The organism is Methanolobus sediminis (assembly GCF_031312595.1).
Lineage (GTDB): Archaea > Halobacteriota > Methanosarcinia > Methanosarcinales > Methanosarcinaceae > Methanolobus > Methanolobus sediminis.
This window is the reverse complement of record NZ_CP133592.1, coordinates 727217-739412: the sequence shown is the minus strand read 5'-3', so window position 1 is coordinate 739412 and position 12196 is coordinate 727217. Positions and strand designations below refer to the sequence as shown.

At 39.6% G+C, this 12196-nt stretch carries 12 protein-coding genes; 7 read left to right on the top strand and 5 right to left on the bottom strand.

The genetic code is table 11. The annotated features are described in order from the left end of the window. The first annotated feature begins 11 nt into the window (after window positions 1-11). Together RE474_RS03370 and RE474_RS03365 are read left to right on the top strand one after the other, a co-directional pair. Window positions 12-251 carry a DUF2769 domain-containing protein gene (locus RE474_RS03370; protein WP_309311575.1) on the top strand — a complete coding sequence of 80 codons (240 nt, stop codon included), beginning with the start codon at window positions 12-14 and terminating at the stop codon, window positions 249-251. A 579-nt stretch (window positions 252-830) separates the two neighbouring features. Next, window positions 831-1805: a DMT family transporter gene (locus tag RE474_RS03365; protein WP_309311574.1), complete on the top strand. Its 975-nt coding sequence runs from the start codon at window positions 831-833 to the stop codon at window positions 1803-1805. A gap of 16 nt (window positions 1806-1821) precedes the next feature. Here the strand turns inward: RE474_RS03365 and RE474_RS03360 are convergent, their stop codons facing one another. After that, the gene (locus tag RE474_RS03360; protein WP_309311573.1) at window positions 1822-2223 is read right to left on the bottom strand and encodes a hypothetical protein; all 402 of its coding nucleotides are present in this window, start codon (window positions 2221-2223) and stop codon (window positions 1822-1824) included. A gap of 202 nt (window positions 2224-2425) precedes the next feature. Between RE474_RS03360 and RE474_RS03355 the strand changes: the two genes are divergently transcribed. From RE474_RS03355 to RE474_RS03345, 3 genes are all read left to right on the top strand, one after another. Then, window positions 2426-2866: a phosphate-starvation-inducible PsiE family protein gene (locus RE474_RS03355; protein WP_309311572.1), complete on the top strand. Its 441-nt coding sequence runs from the start codon at window positions 2426-2428 to the stop codon at window positions 2864-2866. A gap of 235 nt (window positions 2867-3101) precedes the next feature. After that, window positions 3102-3809 (top strand): type 1 glutamine amidotransferase, encoded by a 708-nt coding sequence (locus RE474_RS03350; protein WP_309311571.1) that lies wholly within the window; start codon window positions 3102-3104, stop codon window positions 3807-3809. 26 nt (window positions 3810-3835) lie between these two features. Then, on the top strand, window positions 3836-4288 hold the full coding sequence (locus RE474_RS03345; protein WP_309311570.1) for a hypothetical protein: 453 nt from the start codon (window positions 3836-3838) through the stop codon (window positions 4286-4288). Between the two features lie 24 nt (window positions 4289-4312). Here the strand turns inward: RE474_RS03345 and RE474_RS03340 are convergent, their stop codons facing one another. The 3 genes from RE474_RS03340 to RE474_RS03330 form a co-directional block, all read right to left on the bottom strand. After that, the gene (locus RE474_RS03340) at window positions 4313-5119 is read right to left on the bottom strand and encodes a PHP domain-containing protein (RefSeq protein ID WP_309312197.1); all 807 of its coding nucleotides are present in this window, start codon (window positions 5117-5119) and stop codon (window positions 4313-4315) included. A 239-nt stretch (window positions 5120-5358) separates the two neighbouring features. After that, window positions 5359-5694, bottom strand: coding sequence for a P-II family nitrogen regulator (locus tag RE474_RS03335; protein ID WP_309311569.1), 336 nt, complete (start codon window positions 5692-5694; stop codon window positions 5359-5361). 10 nt (window positions 5695-5704) lie between these two features. After that, window positions 5705-6901 (bottom strand): ammonium transporter, encoded by a 1197-nt coding sequence (locus RE474_RS03330; protein WP_309311568.1) that lies wholly within the window; start codon window positions 6899-6901, stop codon window positions 5705-5707. A 262-nt stretch (window positions 6902-7163) separates the two neighbouring features. Between RE474_RS03330 and RE474_RS03325 the strand changes: the two genes are divergently transcribed. Together RE474_RS03325 and purB are read left to right on the top strand one after the other, a co-directional pair. Then, window positions 7164-7868 (top strand): hypothetical protein, encoded by a 705-nt coding sequence (locus RE474_RS03325; protein WP_309311567.1) that lies wholly within the window; start codon window positions 7164-7166, stop codon window positions 7866-7868. A 164-nt stretch (window positions 7869-8032) separates the two neighbouring features. Next, a complete protein-coding gene (purB, locus tag RE474_RS03320) occupies window positions 8033-9367 on the top strand; it encodes an adenylosuccinate lyase (protein WP_309311566.1) in 1335 nt (444 codons plus the stop codon). A gap of 16 nt (window positions 9368-9383) precedes the next feature. Here the strand turns inward: purB and RE474_RS03315 are convergent, their stop codons facing one another. Beyond that, window positions 9384-12095: a histidine kinase N-terminal 7TM domain-containing protein gene (locus RE474_RS03315; protein WP_309311565.1), complete on the bottom strand. Its 2712-nt coding sequence runs from the start codon at window positions 12093-12095 to the stop codon at window positions 9384-9386. Between the last annotated feature and the right edge of the window lie 101 nt (window positions 12096-12196).

The following is a 12196-nucleotide window of genomic DNA, read 5'->3' as shown; positions in this document are numbered from 1 at the left end:
GAGGTGATCAATTGACAGATAATGATCCATGTATTCCGGGAAAACGCGGCAAATATTTTGGTATCTGTACTTCCTACCATCATTCAAAAGGTTGTAATTGTCCAAAATGTCCTTCTTATCCTGAGAAAGGACTGTTCATGTTCTGCTCTAAAGGTGCTTATCCGGGAGCAGAAAAGAAAGGATGTTTGTGTCAGGAGTGCATAATTCACAGCAAATTTGGTCTTGAAGGCGGGTATTTTTGTTCTGAGTAAGCTCTTTTCTTGATATTAGGCATGGCTATAAATCACCTCATCATTATTATACTCATTAGATATTATAGTGTACATATATTTATATAGTAGTAAAAACAACTATGAATTGTGGCAAGAACTGCCTGTCAGAAATTGCCAGACGAAATGTACCATATAGATGTACGATATGGACTTCATCCCAAAAAACTCCGTAAAAAACGGAATTGGATTGCACGGAAATGTAGGCACGACACATCCCCTCTTTAAAAACGAAATAATGCCTACATTTCACCCTCTCTTAAGATGAAGTGGAGTATGAGCGGTCATAAGGGGAACAGGTGGGGGCACCTGAGTGGGGAAATGGAGTATGAGCGAAAGGAGCGCCATTTCGGCTTGACCGAAGTGGCGTGGTTATTGTCTTTTTATTTTCTTCTTTTCTTAAGATTCTTCTGAAATAATGCTTAATGATTCTTTTACTGATTTTGAGTCACTTTATTTGGATTTAGTTGTCCATTATCAGCTCAAAATCATTTCGATTCCATAATTATTTATCATTCCAGATTATTTTAAATATAATAGTGTGCTTTCAGCAAAGCCTCTATGAAACAGATTAAATCCAGTAAATACTCTTATTTAGAGCTTATAATCTCATGTACTATATTTGGAGCTAGTGGAATCTTTCTTAACCATATATACAATATGCAAACTGTGTCTATTATCTTCTACAGGCTTGTTTTTGGATTCATGCTCTTATTGATGTATTGTATCTATACTAAAAAGTATAATTTGTTCTCTATTCATGAAAAAAAGCGTTACATCGTTTTAATTGCTATTTTTAATGTCTTTACGCTGTATACTTACTTTAGTTCCATCAAATATGCTGGAATTTCAATTGCAGTACTTCTACTCTATACTGCGCCGGTTTACGTCACACTCCTGTCTCCTTTATTCCTGAAAGACAGGATAACAAAGCGTGGAATGTTCTCACTGCTTATTTCCGTATGCGGGATCTTGCTTGTTGTTCTCCCGGGAAGCAACGCCTCTGTTAATGCACAGCTTTTCACAGGAATAGTATTGGGCATACTCTCTGGTCTTTCATATAGTGGAACTATAATGACCGTAAGTTACCTGAAAGATGAATATTCCGGCATAACGCAGCTTTTCTGGTCAACTTTTATCAGCCTGCTAATACTTTTGCCATTTGGAAGCAGGGTTACAGCAGATGTTTTGCTACCAAATCTGTATGTCCTGTTCCTTTTTGGCCTCATAACAACAGCATTTGCTTCAGTTCTCTATCTGAACAGTGCCGCAAAGATCCGTGCCCAGACTGTCAGCATCCTTGCGTTACTTGAGCCTGTAAGTGGTATCATCTTTGGATTTGTATTCCTGCATGAGCCAGTATTCATGAACACGATACAGGGATGCTTTTTCATATTACTTGGTGCATCGGTACTCTTATTTGATCCCGGGAAGTTAAATCTGCAGAGCAAATCTTATGGAAAAATATCTATCATTGGCAGGATCTACCCTGCTTTTAACTATATAACGGCATCTTCGCGTTTAAGAAAATGGTGATCTTGTAATTGTAAAATTACTTCCTGCGGAAGAACATAGCGATTCCGATTGCTGCAATGAATGGAATTACAAGGTTTGGAAATTCAGGGATTTCCTCGCTATCATTGTTGCCATTATTGTTCTTTTCATTACCATTATTTTCAGAGGATTCGTCACTGCTGCCTGCTACTGCGAGATTGCTTCCGGACACAGTGCTGTGTCCATCGTGTTTCCACCAGTCCTTCTCATCACTCAGGACATTATCAGGCGTGGACATAAGTGGACTTTCATCTGCAGGCTGACTATTATTAATGAAGTCATCTGTGAAATTATCATTCCCTTCCTGTCCAGGATAATTATTTTCCTGGGGAGAAAAAAGTCCAATCAGGAAAAGCAGCATCATTAAACCAATAAAAACATGATACCTGGTAATCTTCACTTGAATTCCTCTCATAAATAGTACTATTTGTTGCCTATGCACCTCGATATGTGAATCTACTAGATATATCTTTTTCCTGTATACTATTTACTAAATTATGTTTTGAAACATAGAAACTACTTTATGCTGGAATAGCCAACTTAGTTATAATATTCCTTATCGGTAGCGCAATATATACGGAATAAGGCATGGAGGGTATTTTTTGCTTATCAAATACATAAACAGATTCCAGACATTCATAATAAAAATAATAATGGTTATGATGGTTCTTGTCATCTTAAGTGCCATGATGGAGATTACCTGGATACTTGTTACTGACTTTTTAACTCCTCCTTATCTACTAATAGGTGTGGATCAGATTCTGGATATATTTGCTCTCTTTTTCCTGGTAATTATAGGAATAGAGTTACTTGAAACGGTAAAGATGATTATCATTGAATCATCCATGAATGTTGATGTCATAATTCTCGTAGGTATTACTGCAATAGTCAGGAAAATATTGATAGTTGATCTGAAAAATACTGATCCTCTATTTCTAGTAGGAATGGGAGTTCTCATTATTGCCCTTGCAGTAACATACTATCTTGTTGTGAATTCAAAAAAGGATTTCAAATGCCAACTTGATATGGATGACGAGCATTAATTACAGAAATAGACAAAGATTTGTTCATAGGAACAAATAAAGATGAAGGGTTTATTCTCTCCCTTCAAATTTGTATTTGAATCATAATTTTTCGTTTTTATCTAGATGGTGTCTGAAAGTTTGTTTAGTTCTCTTGCTGCATCAGCAAATTTTGTTACAGATGCATTTTATTAATACATAACTTTCTTTGCCAAAAAGTTTTAAACCCGTAAGTTCCATTCGGGATAGAGTCATCATGAATATCTATTGTCTTGTTCATCTGGATTTTGAGACCCTGGGAAATATCAGGGACTGGGCATGTGAAAAAGAGCATTCTATTTCAGTCATAATGCCTTCTGAAAACCAAATATATCCTGACCCCAATAATATTGATCTTCTTATCATTATGGGTGGGCTCATGAGCGTCTATCAGGAAGATGAATACCCATGGCTGAGGCAGGAAAAGGAGTTTGTAAGTTCTGTGCTCTCTTGTAGGAAGGCAGTTTATGGGATATGTTTCGGTGCCCAGATGCTTTCAGAGTTACTGGGTGGCCAGGTAAGCCGCAGTCAATATCGGGAAATCGGCTGGCACAAAGTAAGAAGTCTTGTTGAATTTGACAAGAATGACCGGCTTTTCAATGTACAAAATGACCTTACTGTTTTCCAGTGGCATGGCGATACATTTACACTTCCCTCGGAATGCAGACGGCTTTTTGAGAGTGATGCCTGTCATGAGCAGGGTTTTATTTATGGAAACAATGTGCTGGCCTTACAGTTTCATCTGGAAGTTGATGAAAGTTGTGTGGAAAATCTGCTTGAGAATTGCAGCTCAGACCTTGCCGAAAAAGGGAAGTATGTATCATCTGGGGACGAAATAAGAGGTCGTGATGATTTGCTGGAGGCTTCAGCAAATCTGATGTTCTCAATACTTGACTGGTTTGAGGAAATGATAGAAAACACTTAACATTAAGGCTGGTAGTAGGTTGTATTATGCAGGAAGATATCGAGCATATGAGGCAGTTATGCAAAACACGTCCCCTTCGTTACTCAGATCTTGATTATCTGAAAAAAGGTTCAACAGCATTTCTTCATGAAGAAGGATATTCAAATGTCCGGATAGCAGAAGCTCTTGACCTGGATGAAAGGGATGTTGAGAATAATCTCAAAGGAACCGGTTTTGCATTTGATTACAAAAAAATAGCTCCTTTTGAAGATAGAGTACCTTCCAACATAGGAGATACTGTTGTAATCCGTGTTCCTTCATGGGGTAATGAAACTCAGGATCATAGAACAAAAGCAACTGTGCTCCAATGCGTTCCCCGGGGTAACAGTTGTGGTCTTTCAGTTTCTCTTCTTGAGGATGCGAATTTTGAGATCCCACTTTATGGTAAAGCCAGGAAAGGCAGCGAAATAGTTGTCCCGGTAGACTGGGTTTCAAAATAAAACCTATTAATTCTTAAGTAATACTCATGCGATGGCCTTTTCGATATTGTAGACATTGTAGTTGTTACAAAGAATACATGAAATATCACTGAATAATTCTGCTGTATAACTATTATATTCACCTAACTGGCAGCGTCCTGTTCTGTTAATTCCATGGAAATCTGATCCACCTGTCATTACCAGTCCTTGAGCAGAGCATAATTCATACATTGTAAGTACCTGCTGCTTGTTGCTGTTTGCGTAGAATACTTCAAAGCCGTCAAGTCCGCATCTGATAAGTGATTCTGACATATAAGGGAGTAGTGGCATGCTGTTACTTTGTTCCAGCGTCCTGAGTATGTGGGCACATACGGCTTTTCCACCTGCTCTGTGGATAGATCTTATTGCTTTTTTTGCAGGGAATTTCTCTATGGCAACATCAAGGGGTGAATTCTCTGACAACCACATATTGTGGAAATCGTAATTGTTCATTTCTTTATTAAGTATGGATAATGTAATGTCATGTTTTGTGATTATTCCTTTTACACTGTCAAGAATAGAATAATCTATTTCCATGTCATGTGATTCCAGCGCAGAACATACTTTTCTGCAATAATCCTTTGCATTCTGCTTTGCATGATCTGTCATTCTGAGAAGTTCATTGTCATCAGGGTCGAAATTGTATCCTAATATGTGTACTTCTATGCCTGAATACTCTGTTTCCGTAGTGAATTCGATACCCGGTATAAGGGTTATGTTTTGCTTTTCGCACTCCCACCTGGCTTCACTCAGCCCGTCAACGGTGTCATGGTCTGTAATACTCAGGATCTTTATTCCTTTGTTCTTTGCCAGTCTTACCAGCTCTTCCGGGTCAAGATCACCATCTGAATAGCATGTATGGGTGTGCAGGTCTGCTAAATTAGCTATAATTCCACCTTCGTACGTCTCGATGCTTTTCCATTGAAATGAGCTAATATATAATTAATCTACATAAAATATAGTGTTCATGAAATCTATATATTGATAGCTAATGAAGAAAAACAGTCAATAAAACAAGCAAAAAATAAGAGGATATGAGGGAATTCCTCATATCATTCGGATATTATTTCATCGTCGTTCCTGATGGCAGCAACGATCTCAACAGGATAGACAAAAATCTTACCATCCCCGAATTTACCGGTTCTGGCACTATTTCTTAAAATCTCGATTATTGGTCTGACATCATCGTCGCCAACAACCATTTCTATCTCGGTCTTTGGGATCATGTCTACTTTGATCTGCTTACCCCTGTACTGAAGACAGATTCCTTTCTGTGCGCCACGACCTTTGACTTCTCTCACTGTCATTGAAAAGTAACCTTTCTCTTCCAGTGCCGCCTTTACATCTTCCAGCTTTTCCGGGCGAATAACTGCTTTTACTGACTTCATTCATACCACCTCAGGCTGTTGTAGATTCTCCATGCTGGGATATATCAAGTCCAACATATTCTTCTTCTTCGGTTACACGCAGTCCCAATGTCTTATCGATAATAATGGCAAGTATGTATGTCATTACAAATGCGTAGATCACTGCTACTGATGCGTCGAAAAGCTGTACAAGGAACTGGTGTGTGTTTCCGTAGATAAGTCCGTCTGTTCCACCAACTGCTGCGCTTGCAAATATTCCTGTTGCAATTGCACCCCAGAATCCTCCCATTCCGTGAACTGCCCATGCATCAAGACTTTCATCAAGTCCCTTACGCACACGGAAAAGAAGTGCTCCGTAACAGAGAAGTCCGGCTGAACCACCAATTATAATAGCTGACATTGGTCCGACAAAACCTGAAGCTGGTGTGATGGCTACAAGACCTGCAACAGCGCCACTGATAAGACCCAGTGAACTTGGCTTACCCTTTATCCATGCTGCAAGCATCCAGGTAATTGCTCCTGCTGCCGCGGATACGTTTGTAACTACAAGTGCATTAACTGCAATTCCATCTGCTGCAAGTGCGCTTCCTGCATTAAATGCAAACCAACCGAACCAGAGCATTGCTCCGCCAAGAAGAGTAGTTGTGATGTTCTCTGCTTCCATGCTGTATTTGCCAAAGCCGACACGGTTGCCAATCACAAGTGCAAGTGCAAGTGCACCGAATCCGGAACTGATATGTACAACAGTACCACCGGCAAAGTCAAGAGCTCCGAGTTCTCCTGCCCAGCCACCACCCCATGCCCAGTGAGCAAGTGGATCGTAGACAATGGTCGTCCAGAGGACACCAAGTACCATAAATGAACTTAATTTGACACGTTCTGCTACACCTGATGTAAGAATTGCCAGTGTGACACCTGCGAAAACAAGCTGGAATACCATGAACAGCATGTCAGGGATGCCGTTTCCGTCAAGACCTACGCCTGCAAGGCAGAGGTGATCAAGTCCTCCGATAAATCCTGAAATATCAGAGCCGAAGGAAAGCGTGTATCCTACTGTAACCCATTGGATACTTACGATAGCAAATGAAATGAAACACATTGCTATCATGGAAATAATGTTTTTACTACGTACCATTCCGCCGTAAAAGAGCCCGACCCCTGGGGTCATGAGCATTACCATAGCGGTACAGATGATTATAAAGGCTGTGTCTCCTGCATCGATTGCCACTTAAATCACCTGCCTGTCGAGAATGTATTCTATAATCTCTTCCATAGTTCCACCTATGTTTAAATAATGTAAATCGGATATCTGCAATACCATTCCCACTTCCTATATGCATATATTTAAATTCATCGGTATTGCTCCGTACATTTTTGAAAAATCAATAAAATATATAATTATCTTAGAGTTTAATTTGAATTTCTAATCAATTACAAAAAGCTTATTAAGCACCTGCTTTCCATTTTATTTAGTGGCTGGAGGTGGTTATGTGATCAATGAAGTGACTATCCTGAAAAAAAATGATGCAAATGGTAATCTAAATATTATTATTGCAGCTGTTTCTGTTGTTATTATAGGTGTTCTTACAATTGTAGCAGCTTCCGGAATGGTATATATTCCGGTTTTGACAGAGGTACTTGGTACAGATGAAGCTGTGGATCTGGGTGTTGAAACTGACCCGTTGCTCTTTGACAATCTTGTTGAAGAGCAAGGTGTAACCCTGAAAGATCCCGTATCTCAATATCAACTGACAAGTAATATTGTCTATTCTGATACTGCTCCGATGGATGTGAGTCTTACAAGTTCCGACCTGAGTTCATATTTACAGGCAACGAACAACGAAGGTCCGCTCAGGGACATACAGGTAAAACTGGGAGATAATAATCAGGCTGAAATGTCAGCCTATCTTGACCTGAAAGAATATGGTTATAATTTCAAGGGTCCGGTATATGCAGAAGGAAGCATATCCAAGGGAAGTGACAACACTATAAGCATTGATATCGATAGTGCTAAAGTCGGGCTTCTTCCACTCCCTGAAGGAAGTATCGAACAGGGAGGACAGGAACTTGAGAGCCTGATAAATTCACACCTGGCAAAGATGCCTGACCTCAGGATCGATACTCTTGAGATATCCGAAGGAAATCTCAATTTCCAGGGTGATTTCCCAAGGACAGCAGATGTCGTGGATGAATAAAACGACTGGCGCTGATGGTATTACCCTTTATTTCTTTTTTAATGCAACAAAGCCTATTTATTGGTAGATTAACTATACCAGAGGTATACCGTTAATTTAGATGATATCTATAATATGTCTGTATATAGATATGTTTAGACATCAATTTCATGGAGATTTAATAAATGGCAATTCATCCTATAGAATACCGTTACGGCACAGATGAGATGAAATTCGTCTGGAGCGAGGCAAAACGCCTGGAAAAAATTATGAAAGCTGAGGCTGCTCTTGCCAGGGCTGAAGCAGACATCGGATTAATCCCCAAGGAAGCTGCAGATATTATAGAAAGCAGCATTGGTTCAGTAGAACTTGAAAGGGTAAAAGAGATCGAGGACGAGATCCACCACGATATGATGGCTGTTGTACTTGCCATCTCCGAGAAGTGTGAAGAGAACGCTGACAAGTGGGTTCACTTCGGTGCAACTTCCAATGACATGCTTGACACTGCAACAGGTCTCCAGTTAAAGGAAGCTGTAGCTATACTGGATGGTAAGATTCGCAAGCTCCTGGATGTACTTCTTACCCAGGCCGAAAACAATAAGAACCTTGTATGTGCCGGAAGGACACACGGCCAGATCGGTGTTCCAACAACATACGGACTTAGATTTGCTATATGGGCATCCGAGGTTGCAAGACACATTGAGCGTCTTGAACAGCTCAAACCACGTCTTATAGTCGGCCAGATGACCGGCGCTGTAGGTACCCAGGCAGCGTTTGGTAAGGATGGAATTGAGATTCAGAAAAGAGTCATGAAGTATCTTGAGATCGGCTCAGTTGACGTTTCAAACCAGATCATCCAGAGAGACCGCCATGCAGAATTTGTCATGTGGATGGCAAACACCGTAACAACCCTTGACAAAATAGCTGTTGAGATCCGCTCTCTCCAGAGAAGTGAGATTGCAGAAGTTGAGGAAAGTTTCAGGAAAAAGCAGGTCGGCTCATCAACAATGCCACACAAGCGAAATCCTATCAAGTCAGAGCAGATATGTGGCCTTGCAAGAATTGTGCGTGCAATGATCGAGCCTGAACTCCAGAATAACACACTCTGGGATGAAAGGGACCTTACCAATTCCTCATGTGAAAGAGTTGTTTTCCCTGAAGCATGTGTGCTGACAGATCACATTATTAAACTTGCAATCGGTGTAATCGAGAACCTCAGGTTCTATCCTGAAAACATCCGCCGTAACCTTGACCTTCTTAAGGGTCTTAACATGGGAGAAGCAGTAATGATCGAGCTTGCAATGCGCGGTGTAGGTCGTCAGGAAGCTCACGAGCTTGTGCGTTCCAGTGCAATGGAATCCCATGAAAGCGGAAAACACTTTAAGGATGTACTTCTGGCAAACTCCGAAGTTGCAAATTACCTGAGTGAAGAAGACATCATCAACCTTGTAGACCCTGACAGGTACATCGGTACTGCCGTGGAACAGGTTGAAGCAGTTGTTGCAAAATTGAAGAGGTAATCTCTTTTTCTCTTTTTCATATCATTGTATCACATTCAGATACTTTGATATGCTTTTTTATTTCAAAATCTATCAATTCAATCTCGTTCTCAATAATATCCAGCATTTCAGGAATGCTCTCAACACTGTTCTCTACAGAATCTTCCAGTTCCTTTGCCATTGTGGCAAGAATATTGAATCCCATATTAAGTGAAACACCTTTCATCCTATGTGCAGTTTCCTTTACTCCATGGAAATCCTGGGAAGTGTACTTGTGAATCATCTCTTCAAGATTAGAAGTAACTGACCTTAGTGCCATGGTACTGAGTTTTTTGTATGTCTCATCATCACCTGCAATATTGCTCATAAGTCTAACTTTGTCAAAGTGGATGTTCTGGGTTTCGTTTTCAGAAGCAGAATCGTTCATACTATCAGTGATATTATTGATTTCCACGGTATTGCCAGTGTTTTCACTGTAAAGCCATTTGTTGAGGATACTTTGTATCACATCTGAAACCACAGGTTTTGTGATATAGTCATCCATACCTGACTGGAAACACAACTCTCTTTCCCTATTAAATGCACTGGCTGTCAATGCAACAATAGGGACATGTCCATCGATCTCTTTTTCAATATCCCTGATCATTACAGAAGCATCGTGGCCATTCATATCAGGCATCTGTATATCCATAAAAATAAGATCTATTTCTTTTTGCCCTTTTTTCTTCCTATTCAGGAATAATCTGACAGCTTCTGTTCCGTTCTCAGCTTTGAGTATATCGGCTTCCGGCAGGAATCCTGAAATAATAATGCATGCAAGTTCCATATTTGTATCATTATCTTCTACAACAAGTATGGTGTATTTCTTGTCTCTGTCACATGACCTGTCAATATTTTGAGAACTCTCATTCATATCTGTTTTTTTCTCAGCATGTTCAACAGCCAGTTTGACCTTGAAATAAAAGGTACTTCCTTTTCCTAGTATGCTTTCAAGTTCCAGTTTTGATCCCATTATTTCCAGTAAGCTGTTGGATATTGTAAGTCCCAGTCCGGTTCCTCCGTATTTACGTGTGATGGAACCATCTGCCTGTGAAAAAGAGTCAAATATCCGTTCCCTGTTTTCTTCACCAATACCTATTCCGGTATCTCGCACAGAAAAGATGAACTCTTTCTCATTTTCGTTATCTATAACAGGCTTAGTCTCAACTTTAAGTTCAATTTCCCCGTATTCTGTGAATTTAATGGCATTGATAAGAAGGTTCACAAGTATCTGACGCAATCTCAAATGATCAACGATAACATGATGTGGTAGGTCTTCAGGGACTGTGAGCTTCAGATCAAGTCCTTTTTCCTGTACCCTATATTTCACGATGTCCGTGATAAGTCCAAGTAGTTCCGCAATTTCCGTTCTTTCAGGATTAAGTTCCAGTTTCCCTGCTTCTATCTTTGAAAAGTCCAGCACGTCATTGATGATATCAAGAAGGGAATTAGCTGAGGTGTATACTGTTTGCATATAGTGTTTCTGGGTATCACTAAGGTCAGTTTGCATGAGTATATCTGAAAAACCGATAATACCATTGAGTGGCGTACGTATCTCGTGGCTCATATTCGCAAGGAATTCACTTTTTGCACGATTAGCGGTTTCAGCCTGTGAAGTCAAAAATTGTGCTCTCGTAGTAGCTTCTTCAAGTTCTCTGTTTGTTTGAAGTAGAATTTCCTCTGCTTTTTTATTTTCTGTAATATCCCTCAGGATTATCATTTGTCCAGCTATGACATTTTCTTCACTTAACATTGGAAGGAAATCTATCTTCAGCCAGATTTCTTTTCCATTATTATCTCTCATAACTTCTATACTGCTTTTTTCGGAAGCACTCTTCCTGGTAAATTCAAGTTCTGGCCAGCATTCCATGAAATCTGCAATATATTTTCCTGCATTGTTTGAAGATACTCCCAGGAATTCTGATGCTGATCCGTTACAGTCTACGATTCTCTGCATCTGGTCAAGAACAATAACACCATCAGGTATTTTATCAAAAAGCTCACTGCGTGCCATCGGTGCAATGTCAAGAAGTTTATAACGTGTAAGTCCTACATATATTATCAATCCGCAGACTGCAAGAGAATATGGAATAGGGTCAAGACCATGAGGAAATATTCCTGCAATATAAAGAAGCAGTACCATGAATGGAATCATGACACCTACCATTACCACTGTTACCTGTTTCCTGAGAGCAGGGATTATTTCCAGCCACATTTTCAGCATTAATAATATACTGAACATAATACAGAGGACATTATAGAACTGCTGGACAGCATACCAAATCCCTGGTTCAAAGGTCAGGGCGGGAAATATTGTATTTGTGCTCATCATCAGGTTTTTGTTGTAAAGAGCATGCTGATCAGTTGTGAACACAAGAATCATTGTTATCAAGGGTATGGAAAATGTGGAAACTATTATGGGTGCTGATAACCAGTGTTTTTTCCCGGTGTATTTTATAGAAAATGCCAGCAAAAACGCTGGTACAAAAGGAATTCCTAGGTATTCAAGTTTATAGAAAAACAATGCAGTATCAAAACTGTTTGCTGATATCTCCAGAGCATAAAATACAGAATAGATTATTGTTGCTAATACCATTAATGAGAAGCAGGTCGTTCCAGTTGCTTCCTTATGTTTTCTTACATGAAATAATAATGTACTGAGGATTACTACCAGCACTATCAGAGGTAAAGCAAAGTAATTGAGGTACATATTGATTTATTGCCGAAACTCTTTTCAGGCTCATGATTTTATCATATGTCAGTTCTATTTTTTTTAGGAATGCCAATTAAGATTACTATAGTTTCTCCAAT

What these genes read in the sequence shown, in the direction of transcription:
- RE474_RS03365 (WP_309311574.1), top strand. Translation starts at nt 831, where the DNA reads ATGAAACAGATTAAATCCAGTAAATACTCTTATTTAGAGCTTATAATC.
- RE474_RS03350 (WP_309311571.1), top strand. Translation starts at nt 3,102, where the DNA reads ATGAATATCTATTGTCTTGTTCATCTGGATTTTGAGACCCTGGGAAAT.
- RE474_RS03345 (WP_309311570.1), top strand. Translation starts at nt 3,836, where the DNA reads ATGCAGGAAGATATCGAGCATATGAGGCAGTTATGCAAAACACGTCCC.
- RE474_RS03335 (WP_309311569.1), bottom strand. Translation starts at nt 5,694, where the DNA reads ATGAAGTCAGTAAAAGCAGTTATTCGCCCGGAAAAGCTGGAAGATGTA.
- purB (WP_309311566.1), top strand. Translation starts at nt 8,033, where the DNA reads ATGGCAATTCATCCTATAGAATACCGTTACGGCACAGATGAGATGAAA.
- RE474_RS03315 (WP_309311565.1), bottom strand. Translation starts at nt 12,095, where the DNA reads ATGTACCTCAATTACTTTGCTTTACCTCTGATAGTGCTGGTAGTAATC.